Here is a 22,720-nt window from a genome sequence, read left to right on the forward strand (position 1 = left end):
GTCGTAGGGTGGGTTAGCCTCGCGGATGCGCAAAGCGCAATCCGCTAGGCGTAACCCACCTCTTCTCGCGCGGCGACAAAGGTGGTGGGTTACGCTTCGCTAACCCACCCTACAAATCTTTTCACGAATAGCTCGGCGCATCCGGCTTGCGGAAGATGTGGATGGGGTCGCCCGGCACGATCGGCTGGCCGCTGAACATCGCATAGGCGTAGAGCGCGAGATAGGCGATCGCGAGCGCGCCGACCGCATAGAAGGCCCAGGTCACGACGCGTTTCATCATTGCGCTCCAATGCCGTCCCGGCGGGAGGCCGAGGTGCTTCTAGAGCGATGGAAGCGAAAAGGCCAGCCTGCACGGCCTGTGGCCGGCGGCGATCAAATGCCGCGCCGGACGTGCGTGGGAACGCTGACGTCCGCAAGCCTGGCCGCGTCTTCGTCCTGGTCGACCGCCACGTACTGGCCGTGCCAATAGGCCAGCGCGGCGTTGCGGGTCGAATTCCTGATGTCCCTGACACGGCCGATGACGATGCCGTGCGAATGGCGCTCGACGATCTCCTCGACCTCGCAATCGACGGCGGACAATGCGCCAACCAGCAGCGGAACACCCGAGATCGCCGTTACCCATCTGGCACCCGCGAAACGATCGACACCCTTGAGCCCGCCCTTGCCGGCAAAGCGCTCGGCGACGTCGAGCTGATCGGCCGCGAGGATGTTCACGCCGAAGGCGCCGTGGCGGCGGATCAGCGGGAAGGACGAGGCGTCGCGATTGATGCTGACGATCAGCGTCGGCGGATCGACCGACAGCGAGGCGACGGAGGTCACCGTCATGCCGGTGATGTCCTTGCCCCGTCCGGCGGTGATGACGCTGACGCCGCCGGTGAGGTGGCGCATGGCGCCGCGGAAATCGGCGGAGGAGACGGCAATTTCGGTCATGAGATCGCGGGGCACTACATTCATGGCATCGTCCCCAAGCCGGGGTCCCTCTCTATTTAGGTACGATCGTCCGCCGACAAAAGGTGGCTCAGGATCGAGCCTTCGAGACCCGCGAGCTCGGCCGAGCCGCGTTCGCGGGGCCGGGCCGTGTTAACCACGACGTCATGGGCGATCCGCCCTTCCTCGATCACCAGCACCCGATCGGCCAGCGCGACCGCCTCGGCGACATCGTGGGTCACCAGGATCGCGGTAAAGCCCTGGTCGCGCCAGACGCGCTCCAGCAACCGCTGCATCGAGATGCGGGTCAGCGCATCCAGCGCGCCAAGCGGCTCGTCGAAGGCGAGCACACGGGGGCGCGAGACCAGCGCGCGGGCGAGGGCAACGCGCTGCTTCTGGCCGCCCGATAGCACCGAGGGCCACTGGTCGCGCTTATCGGTCAGCCCGACCTCGGTCAGCGCCTTCTCCGCGCGTGAATGCGCGTCGGACGAGGCACGATCGCGACCGAGACCGACTTCGACATTGGAGAGAACGCGGGCCCAGGGCAACAGCCGAGGCTCCTGGAACATCACGCGGATATCCTCGGGCTTCACCGCGTCGCCGAGCGAGATACTGCCGGCGTCGATCTTCTCCAGGCCGGCGATGAGGCGCAGCAGCGTGCTCTTGCCGCAGCCGCTTTTGCCAACGATCGCGACGAACTGGCCGGCGGGGATGTGCAAATCGATCCCGCGCAGCACCTCGTTGTCGCCGTAGGATTTGCGTAAAGCCCGGATGCTGAGCGGCAGGCCGCTACTATGCGCCGGGCGCTCCTCGCGCAGCACACGGGCCTGCGGCGCGAAATTGGCGCGGGTGGCGAGCTCGGTTTCCGGGAGGGAGGTACGAAGGGCTGTCTGCATGTCACTCTCAGCGTTTCTGGAAGGCGGGGTGCCAGGAGAGCGTCAGGCGCTCCAGCACGCGGGAGGCGCTGTCGGCGAGCTTGCCGAGTAGCGCATAGATCAGGATCGAGAGCACCACGACGTCGATCAGCATGAACTCGCGCGCCTGCATCGCCATGTAGCCGAGGCCCGAAGACGCCGCGATGGTCTCGGCGACGATCAGGGTCAGCCACATGATGCCGAGCGCGAAGCGGATGCCGACGAAGATCGAGGGCAGCGCGCCCGGGAAGATTACCCGGCGGAACAGCTCGCCATCGGTCATGCCGTAGATGCGGCCCATCTCGATCAGCTGCGGGTCGACGGTGCGGATGCCGTGCAGCGTGTTGAGGTAGATCGGGAAGAACACGCCGAGTGCCACCAGGAACAGCTTCGCGCTCTCGTCGATGCCGAACCACAGGATGACCAGCGGGATCAGCGCCAGATGCGGCACGTTGCGCACCATCTGCAGCGTGGTGTCGGTGAGCTTTGACGACAGCTGCGACAGGCCGTTGGCAAGACCGAACGCGAAGCCGATGCTGCCGCCGATCAGGAAGCCGATCGAGGCACGCCAGAACGAGACCCAGATGTTGCGAACGAGCTCGCCGGAGAGCAGCAGCTTCCAGCCTGCGAGCAAGACGTCGCTCGGCGCCGGCAGCACCCGCGTCGGCACGAATCCGGTGACGCTCGCCACCTGCCAGATCGCGATGATGGCGAGCGGCACGACCCACTGAATCAGGCCGTCGACGCGCGGAAGACGGAAGCCGCGGGGAAGCGAAACGCTGTCGATCAGGCTCATGACTGCGACACCTTATGCTGCGGACGGAAGTCGCTGCCGACGGTCTCGCCGAAGGGACCACCGTTGAAATGAAGCTTGGTCACGTTGCTGGGCTGCTCCAGCGAGAGCAGCGGGAACACCAGCTCGGCGAAGCGATAGGCTTCCTCCAGATGCGGGTAGCCCGACATGATGAAGGTATCGATGCCGATGTCCTGATACTCCTTGATACGGGCCGCAACGGTCTGAGCGTCGCCGACCAGTGCCGTGCCGGCGCCGCCACGCACGAGGCCGACACCGGCCCACAGGTTCGGGGCGATCTCGAGCTTGTCACGCTTGCCGCCATGCAGCTGCGCCATGCGCTGCTGGCCAACCGAATCCATCCGCGCAAAATTCTTCTGCGCGGTGGCGATGGTCTCGTCGCTGACATGCTTGATCAGCTCGTTGGCAGCCTGCCAGGCCGCTTCATTGGTCTCGCGGACAATCACGTGGAGCCGGATGCCGAAGGACAATTTTCGGCCACGTGCTGCTGCGACCTCCCTCACCTTCGCGATCTTCTCCGCGACCAGCGCCGGCGGCTCGCCCCAGGTGAGATATTTGTCGACGGTGTCGACAGCGACGTCGATGCCGGCATCCGACGAGCCGCCGAAATAAAGCGGCGGACGCGGCGACTGCACCGGCGGGAACAGCAGCTTGCCACCCTCGACATGAATGTGCTTGCCCTCGACATTGACGGTCTTGCCCGCGAGCAGGTCGCCATAGACGTTGAGGAACTCGCGGGTGACCTCGTAGCGCTCGTCATGGGCGAGGAAGATGCCGTCGCCCTTGTTCTCGACGGGATCGCCGCCGGTGACGACGTTGACGAGAAGCCGGCCGTTGCTGATGCGGTCGAGCGTCGCCGTCATGCGCGCGGCCACGCTCGGCGATTGCAGGCCGGGGCGAACAGCCACCAGATAGCGCAGCCGCTCGGTGAACGGCGCGACCGAGGAGGCGACGACCCAGGAATCCTCGCAAGATCGCCCGGTCGGCAGCAGCACGCCGAAATAGCCGAGCTGGTCGGCGGCCTGCGCGATCTGGCGCAGATAGTTGAAGTTGACCTCGCGGCCGCCGATGCCGGTGCCGAGATAGCGGCCATCGCCATGGGTCGGCAGGAACCAGAGGATGTTGGCGTTCGATTGCTTGCTCATGTGCTTGCTCATGATCCTGGCCTCCGCGCCACGTCGGAAATCTTGATGGATTTGGGGATCAGGTTGAGCGCGAGGAACGCGTCCGCAACCTGCTGCTGGTCGGCGATGACGGCATCAGTCAGCGGCTTGATGCCGTAGGCCTGCCGCTTCAGCGCGACCTCGACCACCGGGACTGACAGGCCGATCGCCGGCGCCAGCTGCTCGGCGACCGCATGGATGTCGCCCTTGGCCCAATCGTCGACTGCGCTCAGCTCAGTGAGCACGGCGTCGACAATCTTCGGATTGGCTTCGAGGAATTTCTTCGAGGCGAAATAGAACTGGTAGTTCGCGACGATGCCGGTGCCGTCGGCGAGCGTGCGCGCGCCGGTGGCGGCTTCCGCCGCGGCCTGGAACGGATCCCAGATCACCCAGGCATCGACCGCGCCGCGCTCGAAGGCTGCACGCGCATCGGCCGGAGCGAGGAACACAGGCTCGATCTCGGAATATTTGACGCTGGCCTTCTCCAGCGCCTTGACCAGGAGATAGTGAACGTTGGAGCCCTTGTTCAGCGCGACCTTCTTGCCTTTGAGGTCGGCGACCGATTTCAGCGGACTGTCCTTCGGCACCAGGATCGCCTCGCCCTTCGGCGCCGGCGGCTCATAGGCGACATACTGGATCGGCGCACCCGCGGCCTGCGCGAAGATCGGCGGGGCTTCGCCGGTGTTGCCGAAATCGATCGCGCCGACATTGAGCGCCTCGAGCAGCGGCGGGCCGGAGGGGAATTCGGTCCACACCACCTTGTAGCCGTCCGCGGCAAGCTTCGGCTCCAGCGTGCCCTTGCTCTTGAGCAGCACCAGCTTGCCGTATTTCTGGTAGCCGATGCGGACCACCTTGTCCTGACCGTAGGAGGTGCCGACCGCGGCGGCGACGATACCGATCGACAGCACGATGGCCGCGATCAGACGCTGGATGATACGCCTCATGTTCAAACCCTTTTGGATGGGAAGGCTGGTGGGCACGATCAGGCTGCCGGGTTGCGCCAGACGATGTCGCGGATCACGATCGGCTTCGGGATCAGGCCGAGCTTGTGGAAGCGGTCGGCGACGCCCTGCTGGGTTGCGACGATGTCGTCGGTGACGGGGCCGACCACGAAGGACGAGCGGTTGGCCGCAATGGTCTGGATGTCGAGCGGAATGCCGGTGACTGCGGCCAGCGATTTCGCGACCTCGTCGCGATGCTGTTCGGCCCATTTTGCGGTCGCGCTGGTGACGTCGACGATCTGTTGCAGGATGGCGCCGTGGTTCTTGGCGAAATCGCGGTTGGCGATGTAGAAGGAATTGGTCTTGGTGACCTCGCGGGCATTGATCAGGATGCGGCCGTTCTGCTTGGTCTCGCCGATCGCAAAGTACGGATCCCAGATCGCCCAGGCCTCGATGCTGCCATTGGCAAACGCCGGGCCGGCGTCCGGCGGTGTCAGATAGACCGGGATGATGTCGGCATAGGTCAGGCCCGCCTTCTCCAGCGTCTGCACCACGATGTTGTGCGCGCTGGAGCCCTTGGTGAAACCGACCCGCTTGCCCTTTAATTCAGCGATGACGCGGATCGGCGAATCCTTCGGCACCAGGATGCCCTGGCCGTTGGTGATGGGCTGGCCGGCGGCATAAACGATCGCAGCACCCGCGGCCTGCGCGAACACCGGCGGGGAATCGCCGACCGCGCCGTAATCGACGCTGCCGACATTCATCGCCTCCATCATCGGCGGCCCCGAGGAGAACTCGACCCACTTCACCTCGATGCCTTGCGGGGTGAAATGTTTTTCCAACGCCGCCTGCTGGCGCGTGATAACCAGCACGCCGTTCTTCTGATAACCGATACGAATTTCCCTCACCGCGCCTTGCGCATTTGCGCGCGAAGCGAACGCAACCGCGGCCGCAGTTCCGGCGGAAAGTTTCAGAAAGTCCCGACGCAGCATTCCACACTCCCGGCCGCGCGCGGCCGTCATCATTCATCGTTCGGGAATGATGGTGCGCCTTATCCGAGGTGTCGAGACGCGCGAAAAAATAGCGATGCGCGCACTGCGCTCGGCGCCGCGCGCATGATTAATCTTTCAAGCGGCGGAGCGAATGCAGGGGATATTTTTCCGCACGCGAATGTGAAAAACGCACGCAACCCGGCCGAGATTCAAAAAATCGCGAAAACAACCCCATGCACAGTAGCCGGGGCGTGCGAAAACAATGACTTACGTCTTATCCGAAATTGGCTTTGACTCGTCGGGCAAAACAGGAGCAGGATGGCATCATGGCGGACTGGGAGCTGTCGTGGCGCGGAGCGTCTTCCATCTCCACTGTCATTCCCCGCGAAGGCGGGGAATCCGGTATCCCAGAGACGTCAATGCGTCACACGACCGCCGCGGCGTACTGGATCGCCCGCCCCAGTGCGCAATTGCGCACAAGGCGGTCGATGACACCGAAACTGCTAAGACCACCTCACCGGTAGATTTTGCAGCCCTCGGAACGCCCAGCCGCCGATCCGCACCGGCTCGTCGTCGGCGATCTCGAGCCGGCGGCTACGGGCGAACAATGTCGGCAGCGCGACGTCGGCGATCATGGCGCGCGAGGCCCAGGCGCCGGCGCAGAAATGCGGACCAGCGCCGAACGCGACGCTCTTGGCCGTATCCCGTCTCACATCAAACTCGTCGGCGCGTTCAAAATGCTTCTCGTCGCGGTTGGCGGAGCCGAACATCAGGAATACACGCTCATCAAGCTCGAAGGACACGTCGCGGATCGACCAGGGCTTTGCGATGCGCCGCGGCGACATGCCGATCGGCGAGATCCAGCGGGCATATTCCTCGAAGGCCTGGAGCCAGATCACCTCGCCCTTGCGCACGAGATCGAGCTGCTCCGGATGGGTCAGCAGCGCCCACACCGTGCCGGCAATCGCCTTGCGCGGCTCGTTCTGGCCGCCGGAGATCGCGAGTTTGACATTTGCGCGCACGCTCTCCATCGACATGCCCGAAGCGAGCAGCACGCCGAGGATGCTCTGGTCGGGATGCTTGCGCATCACCGGCAGGATGTCGTCGATCGCCGCATCGATGCCCGATGTCGCCGCATGGCAGCGCGCCTCGACGGCGGTGTCGCCGGTGTAGTTGGCGATGCCTTCGATCATGCCTTGCGACCAGGCATCCATATCGCCAAAGCCGATATTGGTGAGGCCGGTAATCGACTTCAGGCATTCGCCGGAGAACGGCAACGCGAAGTCGCGCATGAGGTCGATCCGGCCCGGCTCGATCGCATCGATGATGCGATCGGCATGGGCCTGGAACAGCGCGGTCCAGCGCGCCTTCACCGTCTTCGGCGACACCGTCGGAAACATCGCACGGCGCTCGATTTGATGCGCCTCGCCGTCCTTTCGCATCAGGTTGTGGCCCATCAGCCGGTTCATCAGTCCGGCCGGCTGGTGTGAGGAGAACACGTCGATCTGCTTCTCGGAGATCGAGATGTCGTCGCGGCTCGTCAGCAGCGTCGAGCCGAGCTGCGGCACGAAGGCGATCGGCGCCTCTTTCCGCATTGTCGCGAGCACCGGGTAGGGGTCGGCCCAGAATGAGGCCGGGTCGATGTCGATGCGCGGTGCGGTGCTCAAGCTTCGCTCCCTTGCTGGTCGCCGCCAAGGCTAGCGGCTTCAGGAGGCGCCGTCTGTCCCCAGCGATTGGGACAGCCTCAGTTCAGGCCGCGCGGGCCGCCGAGCAGGCGCAGCACGATTGCGAACAATTCGTTCTGTGAGGAAATGCCGAGCCGCTCATAGGCGCGCTTGCGGTAGGTCAGGGTCGAATGCAGGCTGATGCCGAGCGCCTGCGAGATCGCCTCGGAGCTGAAGCCGAGCAGGATGCGGCGGCAGACCTCCTGCTCGCGCGGCGAGAGCTCGGCGAGCGGCTTGCGCGTCGCGAACAGCGCGGCGAGGTTCTGGTCGAGCGGGGCGGTCGCAGCCTGCTGGAAATGGCGCGCGACGCTGGCGCCGATCGCCGGTGCGATGGCCTGTAACCGCGCACGCTCGACGGCGGCAAAGCGGCCCTGGGCGGTGATGCGATAGAAGTTGACATAGAAGCAGGTGTCGCCAGTCCAGATCGCGGTGGCGCATTTGTCGACGATGCCGGACTCCTGAAAGAAGATCTTCCGGTAGCGCGCACCATACATGCGCGGCGCGAACGCCGGCAGCACGATCGGCACGCTGCCCTCACCCTCGAACATTGCATCGCGATTGGGATCGGACTCGTGGAACTGTCCGGCATAGGCCGCGCCGAGATCGCCGCCGCTCGGGATGTTGCCGACATCGAGCAGGCAGCTTGCCGCGCCGGTGCGGTTGAGCGCGAACACCATGCAATGGCCGACGCCGGCCTCCCGGCGCAGCGTGTCGATCAGGATCTTTGGAAAGTCAGGCCGGCCGATGGCCAGCACCGCGGGCGTGATGTCGCCGGTTGCGGGATTTGCGCGCACCACCCGAGACCGCATCGTTTCCTCCGCAACAGGTTGTTTTGCGGAAGGATAGCAGCAACCCCAGCGCTCCGGAAGTCGCCGGCGTCTGCATGTGCCGCTTCCGGGCTCCGGCTCGACGCAGCTCTGCAGCGCCTCGTTGGCGGTGCACTGCAGAACCGGGGCTCATGTACAAGTTATGGAGCGTGATGTTCAGCCTACCGGCCCTAGTGTCCAATTGTCTCCTGAAAGCGGGCTGACTTTTACGTCTTCGATGACTCCGAGCTCCAGGCTCGGATCGAAATGGCGCATCGTCCGCTCGTTGAAGTCAATGATGCGGCCAGGCCTGAGTGGTCCGACATCATTTATCTTGACGATGACCTTCTTGCCGACGGCCTCGACGAGCGCATATCTCGGCCTCGCACCAAATTGGACCCCACCAAATTTCCGACGCAAACTCGTCTTGATGGCAGCCGTCCAGAGAGAGGGATCGTAACGCTCGCCGGACGCCGTGCTCGGACCGCCCTCCTCCTTGCCGGGCTTGAACGGATTATACATGGATGCAGCGCCAACGACTGCATTCCCGGTGGCGGCATCAACGACGGCGTTTGAGTGAACTCCACGCGTTTCACTTCGAGCAGCAGTGACAGAAACGGCAAGCGCAATCAGGGCGCCGCAAAGTGCGGCGCTCGAGCGGAACGGCATCATAACTCCTGTGATTTTTTCGATCGCCGGTTCCAAACACCGCGAACGGCGCAAGCGAACGCGGAAGCGTTCATGAAGCTTGCGCCGGTCCTTTGCGGATTCGAGCCAACCCCTTTGGCTATGGAACCGTTGTGCGAACCAGGGCGGTTCCCACGCAGCGTCTTAAGTTGTCACCGACTAAGACAGAGATTGCGTCAGCAGCATGACTGAACGAACAGCTTATTCCGCCGCCGCCTTCACCGGGGCGACGCTGATCGCCAGCTTGCCGTAGCGGTCCGTAAAGGCCTCGGTGTCGATCTCTTCCAGCTTGATCTCGCCGCTCATTACGCTCCTCTTCCAGGCCGCCTGCGCCGGATCGTTCTGGAACTCCGGCATCACCTCGCGGCCGAACAGCTCGAGCGATTCGCAGATGTGCTCGTGGCTGTTCTTGCCCGCTTGATTCAGCAGGATCACCTGGTCGATGTGCGAGCTCTGGAAACGCTTCAGCTTCCTGCGGATGGTCTCGGGCGAGCCGATCAGGCCGCCACGCAGCGCGGCCTCCTGCGCCTCGGGATTGTCGCGCTTCCACTTGTTGTACTCGTCCCACATGTTGACGGTGTAGGGCGCGGGACGCTGGCGGTTCTGCGAGGCGCCGTAGAAGCGCAGCGCGAACTGGAAGAAGGTGGCGCCGTCGGCGCGGGCGCGAGCCTCTTCATCCGTCTTGGCGCACATGAAGAACGACACCAGCGCCATGTTCGGGTTGATCTCGTAGTCGGCGAGCTTGGTGAGACGCTTGGTCATGGCGTTGTAATAGGCGTGCACCCAGGCATGCGCCGCGTCGGCGCTGACGAACTGGAAGCCGAGCGCGCCAAAACCGTGGCGGCCGGCACGCTCGATGGTCGGCAGTTGCGAGCAGGCCATCCACAGCGGCGGATGCGGCTTCTGCACGGGCTTCGGCACCACATTGCGCAACGGGATGTCAAAGTATTTGCCGTGATGCTCGGAGCCCGCATCCCTGAACATCGGGAAGATCGCAGCTACGGCTTCCTCGAACACCTCCTTCTTCGTCTCCATGTCGCGACCGAACGGCGTGAGCTCGGTGATGGACGCGCTCTCGCCCATGCCGAATTCGCAGCGGCCGTTGGAGAGCAGGTCGAGCACCGCAACGCGCTCGGCGACACGCGCCGGATGGTTGGTGGTGAGCTGGAGGATGCCGTGGCCGAGCCTGATGTTCCTGGTGCGCTGGCTCGCCGCGGCGAGGAACGATTCCGGCGAGGGCGAATGCGAATATTCTTCGAGGAAGTGATGCTCGACCACCCAGGCATGGTCGTAGCCGAGCTTGTCGGCAAGTTCCATCTGCGAGAGCGCGTTCTGGTAGAGGCGGAGCTCGTCGCCGGCGGCCCAGGGTCGCGGCAGTTGCAGCTCATAGAAGATGCCGAACTTCATGACGCCTCTCCCGCATTTTTTTCTTGCGCTCATCTTAGTGGGTGAGGCCGCGATGTCTACGCAGTCGCAATTCCGCCTTGCGGGAGAAGACGCCTTGTGGCGCGACGGCCATTCAGCACCACGCCGATGAAGGTGAAGCGCACCAGCAGATGATAGCTCGCCAGCATCGGGGGAATCGCGACGACGAGAATGATCGCGAACTTGATCAGCCCGGGCCAATCGAGCTGCGACAGCGCGACCTGCAGCGCCATCACGATCGGCATATGGATCAGATAGAGCCAATACGACGCATCGGCGAGGTAGCGTCGCGTCGGGCTGAAGCCGGACATGAACCGGAGCGCGAGGCCGATGACCGCGAAGGTCGAGATCCATATCGCCGGTGCATACAGGATGACGGAGACCAGCCGGAGCGTGGTGGCGCTGAGGGGTAGTTTCGGCGCACCCGGCGCCGACAGGATCACACCTGAGAGGACGAAGCCGATCAGGATCAGGCCAAGCGCGAGCACAAGATGAGGAAGCCAGCGTCGCTCGAGAAGCCGCAGCAGATCGACCTGCCGATGCAACAGCCAGCCGACGCCGAAGGCGGTGCCGAAACCGATCCAGGCCTGCGCATTGGTGACGAGGGAATGATCCGGCGTCCTCACGCCCATCACGTTGATCCATCGCTGGTCGAGGCTGAAAGCGATGCCGATCGGGATCGCCAGAACCAGCGGCGCCAGCGGGTTTCGCATGATCCGCGCGAAGACACGGTCAAGCACCATTCGCAGTGTGCCGGACGCATCGAGCCAGACGATGGCGCCGCGCAGCAGCAGCATGGCGACGTAGAGCTCCAGCAGCACATAGAGAAACCAGAGGTGGGTCAGGGGGAAATTCGGCAACGCCGGCGGCCAATTGCGCACGCCGTGGATCGAACCGCCATTCGGCAAATAAGATGCCCAGATCACGATCAGGCTTATGGGCGTGAAGATGATCGGCCAGCCGATCGCGAGCGGCAGTCCGATCCTCTGCAGCCTGTCCCTGACGAAGTCCCAGGTGCTCCGGCGATGAAAGCTCATGCGGGCAAAGAAGCCGGCCATCAGGAAGAAGGTCGTCATCCTGAAGACGTGGATGGTGAAGGAGAGCAGGCCGAGGAGCAGGCTTGGATGGCTGTCCGTGACGAGCCAGAACTGGGCCGAGCCGGGCAGAAATGACAATGTCGCGTGCAGGACGATCCCGAGCAGCAGGGCGCTACCCCTGAGCGCGTCGAGGGCGTGCAAGCGTTCCGATGCGGGTGCGGCGATGGTCGAATGGGACATGGATGGGCTCTTGCTGACTGGCGAGGGGTTTATCGCGGGACAGTCTGCCCAATCGGAGCGCCGCCCTCTCGCCCGATCCAGAAATCGGCTAGCCGATTTCTCGGCGCGGCTGGTTGATCCCGGGATCGCAGTCAGTTTCCGGCCGGCTCAGCGCTTCGCGCCGGAATTCGGTCGGGGTCATGCCGGTTTCGGCCTTGAAGGCCCGATTAAAGGGCCCGATCGACTGGAAGCCTGCATCCATGGCGATGGTCAGCACCGGGACCTCCCGTTGCGTCACATCGGACAGCGCCAGCTTGGCATCCTCAATGCGATAGCGATTGAGGAACGCATTGAAGTTGCGATAGCCCAGCCCTTCGTTGATCGCCTGGCGCAGCCGATGTTCGGGAACGTGGAGCCGAGCCGCGAGCGCTCCGATCGCAAGACCTTCCTGCCGGTAGGTTCGCAACACGGTCATCAGATGATCGAGGCGCCGCAGCAGGATCGGGTCGACGATGACCTGCCCCGCGGCGGCACGGCCGGCGACCCCGGGAGCTTGCCCGCGCGCGTCGCCGGAGGCGATCGCTGCCGTGGCGTCGGCCACAGTCGCCTGGGCGCCGAAGACACCCAAGCCGGCGAGCATCGCCGCTGCGAACAGGTTCAGAGCGGTCGAAAGACTGCCGGTTCCACCGGGCGCGGCGACGGGCATTTCGGCGAAGCCCGCGCCGGCGACGAACCCGATGGACACGACATTGATGGCGAGTATCGCCAGCCGCAACCGGCGGCGCCGCATCACCAGATCGACACGCCAGGTCTTGACCGTCTGGACCGCAGCCGCGAGCGCCAGCACCAGCGCCACCAACGAGAGGGCTCTACCACCGTCCCGGGCCAAGGCGGGCCACCTCGACCAGCCAAGCGACACCGCAAATCCGACGGCCACGATGGTCAGCCACAAGGCGCCATGCCATCGCCTGAGCACGAAATCGTCGTCGAACGCCGCGCGCGCCCACAACCAGAAGACGGCGGGCAGCGAGGACATGATCGGCAACGTCCACCACCATGAGGACTTGGGAAAGAACGGCGCGGTCACGATCGCATAGAACGCGCCGCTGGCGCACATGGCGATGCCCAGCAAAACGTTCTGATTGATGGCACGACGCTGCAGCACCACGACAGCGATCAGCAGGAACATGCCGCTCGCCGCGCCGCGAAACCCGAGATCGATGGCCGCGAACCCCATCCCGTTCACTATCTGCATTCCCCCGTTCGAGCGCCAAGTTTCGCACCGGCCCCGCACGGGTACAACCCAAACTTGCGGTTGTGGCTACGGCCGCAGCGATCGTCGCAAATTCACGGATTGATCCAGATCAACGCGTCGGCCGGCCTACTGAAGGCCAAGCTTGCGCTCGAACTCTGGCAGGTGCTGATCCGGCCGAGCTCGGTGTTCGGGCTCGGCGTGCTGGTGCTGGCGGGCTTCATGGCCGGCGTGATCTTCTGGGGCGGCTTCAACACCGCGCTGGAATTGACCAACACCGAAAAATTCTGCACCGGCTGCCACGAGATGAAGGACAACGTCTTCGCCGAGCTGAAGTCGACCATCCACTTCACCAATCGCTCCGGCGTACGCGCGACCTGTCCGGACTGCCACGTCCCGCACAACTGGACCGACAAGATCGCGCGCAAGATGCAGGCCTCCAAGGAGGTCTGGGGCAAGATTTTCGGTACGATCGACACCCGCGAGAAATTTAGGGATCACCGGCTCGAGCTGGCGGCGCATGAATGGGCGCGCTTCAAGGCCAACGATTCGCTGGAATGCCGCAACTGCCACAGCGCCGATTCCATGGACATCACGAAGCAGTCGCCGCGGGCCTCGGTCGCGCACCAGCGCTTCCTGTTCACCAAGGAAAAGACCTGCATCGACTGCCACAAGGGCATCGCCCACCATCTGCCCGATATGCGCGGCGTTCCCGGCTGGCAGTAGGGGCGGCGCCTGAGCGAGCGCCTCGTCCTTCGAGACGACCGCTTTGCGGTCTCCTCAGGATGAGGCTCAGCGGCATCTTTGCCCGTCGAAATTGCCGCCGCACACTCCGCCTCATCCTGAGGGCCCGCCAAAAGGCGGGCGTCTCGAAGGATGGGCCGCGGAGAACGACCTTGAAATGCAATTGCCCTGCGCTTGAACCGGCGGTGCGAATGGTTAGTTTTGGGGGGTGGCGAATCGCTCCGTTTCGCCCCCTCCTCAAGACAGACATGGCCACATTCACCCCGCATCAGGACGCCGCGCTCAAAGCCGTTGGCGACTGGCTCAAGGCCAAACCCGGCCGCAACGGCACGCCGCCGGTGTTCCGCCTGTTCGGCTTTGCCGGCACCGGCAAGACCACGCTGGCGCGGCACATCGCCGACGGCGTCGACGGCGAGGTGAAGTTCGCCGCCTTCACCGGCAAGGCGGCGCTGGTCATGCGCAACAAGGGTTGCGACGACGCCTCCACCATCCATTCGCTGATCTACCGCACCCGCGAATCCGGCGAGGAGCAGCCCAGCTTCGAGCTGTGGGACGACGCCCCGGCCTCCAAAGCCAAGCTGATCGTGATCGACGAATGCTCGATGGTCGATGCCGAATTGGGCCGCGACCTGATGTCGTTCGACTGCCCGCTGCTGGTGCTCGGCGATCCCGCCCAGTTGCCCCCGATCCAGGGCGGCGGCTTCTTCACCAATACCGAGCCCGACGCGATGCTGACCGAGGTGCATCGCCAGGCCCAGGACGATCCGATCGTCCGGATGTCGATGGACGTCCGCGAGGGGCGCGAGCTCGACATCGGCCGCTACGGCGAGAGCGAGGTGGTGTCGCGCAAGGAGCTCGACCCTGATCGCGTCATGGCCGCCGACCAGGTCCTGGTCGGCCGCAACAACACGCGGCGCGCGTACAATATGCGGGTGCGTCAGCGCCAGAACATCGAGGACACTTTCCCCGTCGCCGGCGACAAGCTGGTCTGCCTGCGCAACAACCGCAAGAAGGGCCTGTTCAACGGCGGGCTGTGGCGCGTGAAGTCGCGCAACACCTCGCGCTCGAAGTCGCGCATTCTCAGCATGCGGCTGTCGCCGGACGAGGATCTTGGCCACAAGGTGACGAAGGTTTCGGTGCGGGCCGATTGCTTCGAGGGCGGCGTCGAGGCGATCGCCTGGGAGCAGCGCAAGCCCTATGACGAGTTCGACTACGGCTACGTGCTGACCGTGCACAAGTCGCAGGGCTCGCAATGGGACGACGTCGTGCTGTTCGACGAGAGTTTTGCGTTTCAGGAGAGCCGCGCGCGGTGGCTCTACACCGGGATCACGCGGGCGGCGAAACGGCTGAGCATTGTGGTGTGACGCTGCTGTAGGGTGGGTTGCGCTTCGCTAACCACCCTGCGATCTCCTACTTCCCCGCGACGAAATAAAAATCCTCGCGCCCCGGCGGCGAGCCGTACGAAAACGGCTGTTGCTCGTGCTTGGTTACGACCCAGACGTCGTCGCGGACGATGTCGAACAGCTTCCGGATCTCGACGCGCGGCATCTTGATTTCGCGGGCGAGCGCGGTGGCGAACGGGCTGTCGGCGCCGCCGTCGCCATCCATCGCGGTCTCGCCGTGCTTGGCAGCGTAGACCACCATGAAGCCGGCGCCGGGCTCGATGTTGGAAAAGCCCTTGTCGACAAGCTTGAGCGACAGCGTGCGCTGCATGGTCGGCGCGAACGGATTGTCGCGGCAGGCATCCAGCATGACCAAACGCACCTTTCGCGCGGCGCCGACGGCGGCAATGACCTGCTCCAGCGCAACCGCCTGTGTCTCGGCGTCCCTGTCCGCGGCGAGCTTGGCGTCGACGGGAACGAGATAGTTGACGCCGCCGATCTCGAAACCGTGGCCGGCGTAATAGACCACCGCCCAATCCGCCTTCTCCGCCTCCGCAGCAAACGTCTGCAACGCCTCGAAGAACTTGTCGCGGGTCAGGTCGCTGACGGATATCACGGTCTGGAAGCCGACATCGCGCAGCACGTCTGCGATCATTTTCGAGTCGCGGGGCGGATTGGGCAAGGCGTGGACGTTCTTGTAGGCGCCGTTGCCGATCACAAGCGCCACACGTCGCCCCGTGGATCCGGCCGGCGCCTGCGGTGTCAGCGCGGCGAGCCGCTCCTGCGCGATGGCGCGGGCGCGCGCGACGTCGAGCTCGTCGAACTTCGTCAGCGAATAGGCCGCCGCACGATAGTCGGCACGGGCCTGGGCAAGGTCTTTCCTGCGCTCGTAGATCTGGCCGCGACCGGAATGGGCGCGCACATTGTTCGGGTTGATCTGGATGGCCGTATTGTAGTCCTTCAGCGCGGCGTCGAGGTCGCCCTTCATCATGTTGACGTCGGCGCGATTGTTGATCGCGAACACGTTTTTCGGCTGCTTCTCGATCAGGCCGTCGCAGTCGGCGAAGGCCTGATCGTACTTGCCCATCATGCCGTAAGTGATGCAGCGGTTGCCGGCGATCTGCTGTGCGTTCGGATCGATCTTCCCAGCTTCCTCGAAATCGGCAACCGCGCCGTCAAAATCCTTCATCAGCGTGCGCACGCGGGCGCGGTTGGTGTAGCCGAGCAAGAACCTGGGCGCGTATTTGATCGACAGGTTGAAATCGTCGAGCGCGCTTTGCAGCGCACCCCGGCGCAACTGGATGATGCCGCGGTTGTTGTAGGGGACACCGTAGGGCGGGCGCTTCTGGAGCGCGAGGTTGTAGTCCGCCATCGCATGGTCGTCCTGCCCCGTCCGCTCATAGGCGAGGCCGCGCAGGTTGAGCGTGACGACGTTGTCGGGATCGAGGTCGACGGCCATCGACAAGGTCTCGATCGCGTGGACGTAATCGCGCTTGTTGATCAGCGTGTTGCCGCGCACGGAAAGCGCGGTCGCCTTGTCCTTGCCGGTGAGCCGGTCGGCGTTGAGCAGATTGTCGCAGGACTGCGCCCTGGCCTGCGCATCCGCCTGGCGGTCGCGGCAAATGGCGAGGTCGTCGCCGGGTTGCGGATCGGCCGCCGCAATCGAGCAGCAGGCGGCGAAGACGGCGAGAACGACGATGAGGGTCAGGGATGCGACGCGCAGCATGTTGTCAGGTCAGCTCCAGCCACCATTCTTTAAGTCGATCACCGATCGCGCCGGTTCATCTAGCGCGGAGTTCCGGTCCTCGCCAAGCCGGGCTGTCCCAAGCGGCGTTTTTCACAGACTCGTGTCCGTCCGGCCGTAACAATCGCCCGGCCGGCCCGTATCTCGAATGTCCGAAAATGCCGGGCAGGCTGTTCGCCCGGCTCCAACCGCCCTAGACTGTCAGACCTTTCGAAAGAGGATCGCCATGCGCCGACCTGCCGTCCTGTCCCTGCTCGCCGCAACCACCGCCCTGACGCTGGCTTTTGCCGCGCCGACCCGGGCCGCAGAGGATGCGGTCGTGATCCCCGCTCCCGCCGTGGATGCGGCGCCCGCAAGCGGGATCCAGACCGCCGTGATCGCCGGCGGCTGCTTCTGGGGCGTGCAGGGCGTGTTCCAGCACACCGCGGGCGTCGTCAACGCGGTCTCCGGCTATGCCGGCGGCACCAAGGCGACCGCCGACTACCAGACTGTCTCGAGCGGCCGGACCGGCCACGCCGAGTCGGTCGAGATCAAATACGACCCGAAGAAGATCTCCTATGGCAAGATCCTCCAGATCTACTTCTCGGTGGCGCACGACCCGACCCAGCTCAACCGGCAGGGCCCCGACACCGGCACGCAATATCGCTCGGCGATCTTCACCACCTCCGACGAGCAGAAGAAGGTGGCCGAGGCCTATATCGCCCAGCTCAACGGCGCCAAGGTCTTCAGCAAGCCGATCGCGACCAAGGTCGGCGCGCTGGAGGCGTTCTATCCGGCGGAGGCCTATCACCAGGACTATCTGACGCTGCACCCGAACCAGCCCTATATCGCCTACAACGATCTTCCGAAGGTCGAGAACCTGAAAAAGCTGTTCGCGGATAATTACATCGAGAAGCCGACGCTGGTGAGTGCCAGCAAGGCTACCAACTGATCGCGAGATCACCGAAACAAACGGGAGACCCATGCCCGACGCCAGGACGAAAACCACGGACGACAAGGTCATCAAGAGCGAAGAGCAATGGCGCAGCGAGTTGTCGCCGATGCAATACGCGGTGCTGCGCGAGAAGGCGACCGAGCGTCCCTTCTCCGGCGAATATGAACACGACCAGCGCGCCGGCACCTATCGCTGCGCCGGCTGCGGCAACGAGCTGTTCGAGTCCGACGCCAAGTTCGATTCCGGCTGCGGCTGGCCGAGCTTCACCCAGCCCGCCGTCGAGGGCCACATCGACGAGGAGCGGGATGTCAGCCACGGCATGATCCGCACCGAGGTGCTGTGCGCCAAGTGCAGCGGCCATCTCGGCCATGTCTTCCCCGACGGCCCGGGGCCGACGGGCTTGCGCTACTGCATCAATTCCGCAGCGCTGAAGCTCGACCCCAAATAAACCTCGCGCGCCGCCGGGTTCCACCATGGAACCGGGCGGCGCGATGTGCTTTTCTTCCTTGGCGGTGCGGCTGACCATGGCGTTGCGGCGGCCGCCAGGGAGGATGCCATGACGCTTGGGACCATCCTGATCATCCTGGTGATCATTTATCTCGTCGGCGGCCTGTGGGGCCGCGTCGGTGGCTACGGCTACGGAATGGGTCATTCCGGCATGGGGATCGGCGGCCTCGTTCTCGTGGTGCTGCTCGTGCTGCTGCTCCTTGGCAAACTGTAAACCATTCAAGCTACTGATATTATTACGATTTTCTCAGTTGCGGAGCTGCCATGCGCGGATTCATCATCTCGCATCGCGGGGGTCGCAATTTTGTCAAAACCGACTATATTAGAGGACGAAAATGACATGTGCGGCGGGCCCACCCGATCGTGGCCTCTGCCCGCCCAAACCCCACGCGCTTAAAGCCCCAGAGAGATCACGAGGTCTTTGACCATGCGTCCACTGCGTCCGTTCAACTTCAACACTTCCGCCGAACTCTTCCCCGCCGCGATCCGCAAGAAGAAGCGCGCGGGCTTCACCTATCGGCGGTTCGGCACCGCGGCCGAAGCCGTCCAGTTCGCGATGGAGCAGTTGCCGACGGATTCGCTGAATGGCGCCTATCTCCAAGTCGAGGAAGCGCGCTTCGACCAGAACGGCATCCGCTCGCTCTACGAGAGCGAAGCCTTCCCGCTGCCCCGTCACCGCAAGCCGGTGGAGACCAGCACCGACGCCGCCGACGCGGCATAAGTTTTCGTAAAGCAACGCGATGTGCGCTGAAGGCGCGATGGCCGAAAGGCCGTCGTGCTTTTTGCGTTTTGGGGAGTGTCAGATGCGCGGCTGCTTGTCGAGCCAGCGGCGAAGCAGGCGCACGTTGCGCATATTGGCACGAAACATGACGTCGAAGGCGTCGCCCGCGAACGGGACCATGCCGACGACGCCGTCGACCGCGACATTTCCGAGCATACGCGCGGTGATGTACCAGGGCGCCCCGAGCGCCCTCGCCTCGCGCACCAGCCACAGCGAGATCGCGGTGGTGATGATGTCGCCGACGACGGGGATCAGTCCGATCAGCCCGTCGATGCCGTAGCGGATATTGGTGCCGGGCAAGACGAAGGCAACGTCGAGCAGCTTTGCGATCGCCTCAAGCCGCGCGATCCGCTGCTCGCGCGTCAGATTGCCGAACGGGTTGCCTTGACCGAATTCGAAACGAAACTCGCGAAAGCCCTGCTCCAGCGTTTCGGGCCGGATCTCGTGACCGTCCTGGTCGATGATCGGCCCACGCCCCTCGGTGCCCGAAGAGGCCGCGCCCGAACGGTTTCCCGAACGGGATCGACGCGGAGCAAGAATATCGTCATCGGACATCGTCATGGCCTCTGGAGAACGCGCCAGCGCGGCGGAGGTTGCTGCGGCGCGATCGAAGGTCGCGCCCTCAGCTCGGTGCCGCCGCCGGCTGCGGCTCCGCGACATATCTATGCACGAGCCAGGATGACATCACCGCCGGCACGAACCCGACGAGGCCGTACAGGATGAACTGCACCGCGCCCGAATCCGGCCCGCGCGAGCTGTAGGTCAGCGAGGCCAGGACGAAGGCGAACACGCCGACCAACAGCATCCGCAGCACCGGGCCGATCCGGCGGATGTGGACCAGGATGTCGTCGACCGCACCGATCATCAGCGAGGGCAGGAAGCCGAACAGATAACTGTATTGCAGGGATTTGAAGAACACTGCGAACAGCTTGCCGACCTCGCCGAGATTGGTCTGGGTCCAATAGCCGGATTGATAGGTCGTCGTCAGCAGCAGCAGGAACCCGCCCACGAACGGGCCAACCAGCGCAAACACGAAATAGCGTTTCATCAGGCACCCTCATCCTTCGCCCTGTTATAGCAGCGCCGCGGGAACCTTGAATAGCGGGGTGCGGGCACTGCCTGGGGGAACAAGCGGCACAGCGACGAGTTCAGACAGGACTTGAAACTCACCTGTCAGATTTTGGAGCCGCCGATGTCCCGTAACCTGTTCTTTCTGGCGACGATCACGCTGACGGTCCTGAGCAGTCTGTCGAGCCTGCCTGCTCGCGCGCAAGGTCATGGCGGCACCTCGCAGGAGCAGCAGGCCTGTTCGCGCGATGCCCAGCGGCTGTGCCGCAAGGACCTCGGCAATGACAGTGCGGTGCAGGCTTGCCTGCAAGCCAACCGGGCCAAGCTGTCGCGCTCTTGCAGCAAGGTCTTTCAGAGCCACGGCATGTGAGGACCGGAACCATCCCGGGCGAACGGAGAGTGAAGCCATGTTGCGCGACGAACAGCTCTCGATCCTGCGGGACATCAGCCAATCGGTCGCCTTCGCCGATGATCGGCAAGGCAAGGTGGGACAATTGATTGCCGAGGGTTACGTGATGAAGGACGGCGATCTGTTCGAGCTCACGGCCAAGGGCGTTACGGCGGTCGAGGAACACGCCGCAGCGCTTGGCGCGAGCGACGCGGAACAAGCGAGCGTATCCTCCGATCGGTTGATCTGATCGCACGCGCCCGCATTGTGCGTGACGTGCGCGCAACAATTGCGAATTCCTTTTTGCTTGCCATTGCGGCCGCGTAACAATGGCGCATACTTGGCTCGGGCGGCGCAGCACTTTTCGATTCGAACATCACGAGAGATCGAGCGACCACATGCGGGATTGAGGTCCCGGCGTGAAGGCTGTGACATGCGGCAGATCAAGCCACGTGCAGCGCCCCAAAACCAAGTGGCTCAAGCCCACGGAACTCGGGGACGCATCTGCATGACACGCTACCAGACAATCGCAACTCTCTTCGCCGTCGCAACCACAGCCATCGCATTCCAGACATCGCCCGGCCTCGCCTTCTCGTCCGAAGCGCAACAGATGTGCTCGGGCGATGCGATGCGGCTGTGCTCGAGTGAGATCCCCGACATTCCCAGGATCAGGGCCTGCATGGTCCAGAAAAAGGCGCAGGTCAGCCCGGGCTGTCGCGCCGTGATGGACCGCGAGCACGCAGCCGCAGCAGCATCGCGCAAGCGGGAAGCCGCTGCGCAATAGGCGCCGATTCAATTTCGGTTGGATCGTTTGAAAACTTGGTTCACCTCTCCGGAAGGGAGCGGTGAACCAACAGACAGGCACGACCCTTGAGCATTATCGGTTCTGATTGAATCAGAACCGAAGCTCGAGATTCCTGTTTTGACGCGTTTTCTTCACGCGAACCGGCATCCACTTCGCCCGAAAACGCCCTAGTCGCCCCACTGTGCAAACGCGTCGTTGAAAGCGCGCTCGCCGGGAGCGCCCTTTTCGATGGCGATGATGGCGCGGCGCTGGTTGGCGTAGACCAGGGGCACGTCGAACCAGGAGCGCTCCTTCAGGAGCTGGACGTTGCGGCTGCGGTCGGCGTCGACGTTGGAGAGGCCGACCAGGAAGAAGCCGTCGGTGACCTTGACCGCGAGACCTGCGAGCGGCGTGCCACGGGCCTGCTCGTTCGACTTCATCAAAATGCCGGGCACGTTGGAGACGCTGCCGCCCGGGAAATCCTGCGGCAGGATGAAGGTCAATTCCGCGGTGTGGCTCGCCGGCAGCGAGGAGTCGGTGTTGCGGCGGAACGACATCGTCATCTTGAACTTGCGCTCGGGGATCTCGATGTCGGCGCGCACGGCGACGTCGGCCTTCTGGTTGCCCGACGCCTTGATCGGCTCGAGCCGCCACACCACCGAGCCGACATATTGCTTGCCCTTCGGATCGGACGGATCCTCGTCATAGAGCACGACCTTCTGCGCCACCGGCGCGACGGGCTGGTCGCTGGCCGAAGGCTGGCCGACGCGATCCGGAATCTTCGGCTTGCTCTGCGGCTGAGACGAATCCTTCGGCGCCTCCACCACCTGCGTCGGCGAAGACTTGAGCAGGCCGCTCGCGGTCTGGACCAGCTGTTTGCCCCAGAGGATGCCGGCACCGACCAGGATCAGCACGATGCCGACGGCGATTGCGCTCTTGAACGGAAACACGGAGCCGGTGCGGGCGCGCTTCTTCTTGGTATCGCGGTCGAGAACGGGGATGTGCGGACGCGACGACGACGGCTGCTGCGGCGCATAGCGCCCGGCTTCCTCGATCGATTCGTCGTAGGAATAGGGCGCGTCCGCCCCTGCGGCGCGATTCTCCAGGCTCGGCTCGAGCCGATCGAATTCGGGCGAGGGCGAGGGCACGTTGGCGTAGGTGCGGCGCGCGGCGCGGTTGGCCTGCGCGGCGGCGCCGCCGAGATCATTGGCGTCGGCCGTGATGTCGCGGAAGCCGCGCACGCCCGGTGCCGGCGGCGGCGGAGGCCCGAGGTCAGGCGGACGGCGTCCACTGGCGCGATCACGTCCGGCCGGAGGAGGCGGCTCCGGCATCGGCGGCGGTGCCGACGGACCCGGCTGGCGCGGCGCGTCGAAACGCGGAGCCCGCGGCGCACGCGGGGCGTCGCCCTGGTCATCGACGTTGAAGGACGGCCGGTCGGCGCGCGGCGGCGGAGCCGGTCGGGTGCGCGGGGGGGCAGCGGTTTGGGG

Annotated in this window: 26 protein-coding genes; 9 read left to right on the forward strand and 17 right to left on the reverse strand. The window is 64.4% G+C overall.

All coding sequences use genetic code 11. The features are described from left to right. Window positions 1-121: 121 nt before the first annotated feature. The 13 genes from QCM77_RS26740 to QCM77_RS26800 form a co-directional block, all read right to left on the reverse strand. Window positions 122-277 carry a hypothetical protein gene (locus QCM77_RS26740; RefSeq protein WP_279685584.1) on the reverse strand — a complete coding sequence of 52 codons (156 nt, stop codon included), beginning with the start codon at window positions 275-277 and terminating at the stop codon, window positions 122-124. A 95-nt stretch (window positions 278-372) separates the two neighbouring features. After that, complete coding sequence (locus QCM77_RS26745) at window positions 373-954, reverse strand: flavin reductase family protein (protein ID WP_279685586.1); 582 nt, start codon at window positions 952-954, stop codon at window positions 373-375. Window positions 955-986: 32 nt separating this feature from the next. Further along, window positions 987-1,823: an ATP-binding cassette domain-containing protein gene (locus tag QCM77_RS26750; RefSeq protein ID WP_279685587.1), complete on the reverse strand. Its 837-nt coding sequence runs from the start codon at window positions 1,821-1,823 to the stop codon at window positions 987-989. A 7-nt stretch (window positions 1,824-1,830) separates the two neighbouring features. Then, entirely contained in the window at window positions 1,831-2,637 is an 807-nt protein-coding gene (gene ssuC / locus QCM77_RS26755) for an aliphatic sulfonate ABC transporter permease SsuC (RefSeq protein ID WP_279659276.1), read from the reverse strand. Then, on the reverse strand, window positions 2,634-3,812 hold the full coding sequence (ssuD, locus tag QCM77_RS26760) for an FMNH2-dependent alkanesulfonate monooxygenase (RefSeq protein ID WP_279659275.1): 1,179 nt from the start codon (window positions 3,810-3,812) through the stop codon (window positions 2,634-2,636). The genes ssuC and ssuD overlap by 4 nt, the downstream gene beginning before the upstream one ends. Beyond that, a complete protein-coding gene (locus tag QCM77_RS26765) occupies window positions 3,809-4,762 on the reverse strand; it encodes a sulfonate ABC transporter substrate-binding protein (RefSeq protein WP_279659274.1) in 954 nt (317 codons plus the stop codon). Before QCM77_RS26765 ends, ssuD begins: the two co-directional genes overlap by 4 nt. Before the next feature lie 38 nt (window positions 4,763-4,800). Further along, window positions 4,801-5,751 (reverse strand): sulfonate ABC transporter substrate-binding protein, encoded by a 951-nt coding sequence (locus tag QCM77_RS26770; protein WP_279685588.1) that lies wholly within the window; start codon window positions 5,749-5,751, stop codon window positions 4,801-4,803. A gap of 503 nt (window positions 5,752-6,254) precedes the next feature. Continuing rightward, window positions 6,255-7,418, reverse strand: a complete 1,164-nt coding sequence (locus QCM77_RS26775; protein WP_279685590.1) for a cytochrome P450 — start codon at window positions 7,416-7,418, stop codon at window positions 6,255-6,257. A gap of 77 nt (window positions 7,419-7,495) precedes the next feature. Then, entirely contained in the window at window positions 7,496-8,284 is a 789-nt protein-coding gene (locus QCM77_RS26780; protein ID WP_279685592.1) for a helix-turn-helix transcriptional regulator, read from the reverse strand. A gap of 174 nt (window positions 8,285-8,458) precedes the next feature. Continuing rightward, window positions 8,459-8,953, reverse strand: coding sequence for a septal ring lytic transglycosylase RlpA family protein (locus tag QCM77_RS26785; RefSeq protein WP_347882395.1), 495 nt, complete (start codon window positions 8,951-8,953; stop codon window positions 8,459-8,461). Between the two features lie 216 nt (window positions 8,954-9,169). Further along, window positions 9,170-10,375 (reverse strand): LLM class flavin-dependent oxidoreductase, encoded by a 1,206-nt coding sequence (locus tag QCM77_RS26790; protein ID WP_279685594.1) that lies wholly within the window; start codon window positions 10,373-10,375, stop codon window positions 9,170-9,172. Window positions 10,376-10,431: 56 nt separating this feature from the next. Further along, window positions 10,432-11,670 carry an acyltransferase family protein gene (locus QCM77_RS26795; RefSeq protein ID WP_279685595.1) on the reverse strand — a complete coding sequence of 413 codons (1,239 nt, stop codon included), beginning with the start codon at window positions 11,668-11,670 and terminating at the stop codon, window positions 10,432-10,434. An 88-nt stretch (window positions 11,671-11,758) separates the two neighbouring features. Beyond that, the gene (locus QCM77_RS26800; RefSeq protein ID WP_279685596.1) at window positions 11,759-12,904 is read right to left on the reverse strand and encodes a helix-turn-helix domain-containing protein; all 1,146 of its coding nucleotides are present in this window, start codon (window positions 12,902-12,904) and stop codon (window positions 11,759-11,761) included. A gap of 102 nt (window positions 12,905-13,006) precedes the next feature. Between QCM77_RS26800 and QCM77_RS26805 the strand changes: the two genes are divergently transcribed. Together QCM77_RS26805 and QCM77_RS26810 are read left to right on the forward strand one after the other, a co-directional pair. Beyond that, complete coding sequence (locus tag QCM77_RS26805) at window positions 13,007-13,627, forward strand: NapC/NirT family cytochrome c (RefSeq protein ID WP_279685609.1); 621 nt, start codon at window positions 13,007-13,009, stop codon at window positions 13,625-13,627. 266 nt (window positions 13,628-13,893) lie between these two features. Beyond that, entirely contained in the window at window positions 13,894-15,009 is a 1,116-nt protein-coding gene (locus tag QCM77_RS26810) for an ATP-dependent DNA helicase (RefSeq protein WP_279659266.1), read from the forward strand. Window positions 15,010-15,055: 46 nt separating this feature from the next. On the opposite strand, the gene QCM77_RS26815 is transcribed toward QCM77_RS26810, so the two are convergent. Then, entirely contained in the window at window positions 15,056-16,753 is a 1,698-nt protein-coding gene (locus QCM77_RS26815; RefSeq protein ID WP_279685597.1) for a tetratricopeptide repeat protein, read from the reverse strand. Window positions 16,754-16,997: 244 nt separating this feature from the next. Between QCM77_RS26815 and msrA the strand changes: the two genes are divergently transcribed. The 4 genes from msrA to QCM77_RS26835 all read left to right on the forward strand — a co-directional run bounded on the left by msrA (window position 16,998) and on the right by QCM77_RS26835 (window position 18,933). Then, entirely contained in the window at window positions 16,998-17,702 is a 705-nt protein-coding gene (gene msrA / locus QCM77_RS26820) for a peptide-methionine (S)-S-oxide reductase MsrA (RefSeq protein WP_279685598.1), read from the forward strand. Window positions 17,703-17,733: 31 nt separating this feature from the next. Further along, the gene (msrB, locus tag QCM77_RS26825) at window positions 17,734-18,153 is read left to right on the forward strand and encodes a peptide-methionine (R)-S-oxide reductase MsrB (RefSeq protein ID WP_279685599.1); all 420 of its coding nucleotides are present in this window, start codon (window positions 17,734-17,736) and stop codon (window positions 18,151-18,153) included. Window positions 18,154-18,261: 108 nt separating this feature from the next. Next, on the forward strand, window positions 18,262-18,426 hold the full coding sequence (locus QCM77_RS26830; protein WP_279685601.1) for a DUF3309 family protein: 165 nt from the start codon (window positions 18,262-18,264) through the stop codon (window positions 18,424-18,426). Window positions 18,427-18,639: 213 nt separating this feature from the next. Beyond that, window positions 18,640-18,933 (forward strand): hypothetical protein, encoded by a 294-nt coding sequence (locus QCM77_RS26835; RefSeq protein WP_211394773.1) that lies wholly within the window; start codon window positions 18,640-18,642, stop codon window positions 18,931-18,933. Window positions 18,934-19,011: 78 nt separating this feature from the next. Here the strand turns inward: QCM77_RS26835 and QCM77_RS26840 are convergent, their stop codons facing one another. Together QCM77_RS26840 and QCM77_RS26845 are read right to left on the reverse strand one after the other, a co-directional pair. Beyond that, a complete protein-coding gene (locus tag QCM77_RS26840; RefSeq protein ID WP_279659263.1) occupies window positions 19,012-19,554 on the reverse strand; it encodes a DUF4112 domain-containing protein in 543 nt (180 codons plus the stop codon). Between the two features lie 61 nt (window positions 19,555-19,615). Beyond that, window positions 19,616-20,041, reverse strand: a complete 426-nt coding sequence (locus QCM77_RS26845; protein WP_279659262.1) for a DUF5413 family protein — start codon at window positions 20,039-20,041, stop codon at window positions 19,616-19,618. A gap of 144 nt (window positions 20,042-20,185) precedes the next feature. Here QCM77_RS26845 and QCM77_RS26850 point away from each other — a divergent pair, with 144 nt between their 5' ends. From QCM77_RS26850 to QCM77_RS26860, 3 genes are all read left to right on the forward strand, one after another. Further along, on the forward strand, window positions 20,186-20,431 hold the full coding sequence (locus tag QCM77_RS26850; protein ID WP_279685602.1) for a hypothetical protein: 246 nt from the start codon (window positions 20,186-20,188) through the stop codon (window positions 20,429-20,431). Between the two features lie 37 nt (window positions 20,432-20,468). Further along, window positions 20,469-20,699, forward strand: coding sequence for a hypothetical protein (locus tag QCM77_RS26855; protein WP_279685604.1), 231 nt, complete (start codon window positions 20,469-20,471; stop codon window positions 20,697-20,699). Between the two features lie 258 nt (window positions 20,700-20,957). After that, entirely contained in the window at window positions 20,958-21,233 is a 276-nt protein-coding gene (locus QCM77_RS26860; protein WP_279685606.1) for a hypothetical protein, read from the forward strand. A 188-nt stretch (window positions 21,234-21,421) separates the two neighbouring features. Here QCM77_RS26860 and QCM77_RS26865 read toward each other — a convergent pair. After that, a partial coding sequence (locus QCM77_RS26865) for a hypothetical protein (RefSeq protein WP_279685607.1) occupies window positions 21,422-22,720 on the reverse strand: 1,299 nt, incomplete at its 5' end.

This window comes from Bradyrhizobium nivariense (assembly GCF_029846695.2).
Classification (GTDB): Bacteria; Pseudomonadota; Alphaproteobacteria; order Rhizobiales; family Xanthobacteraceae; genus Bradyrhizobium.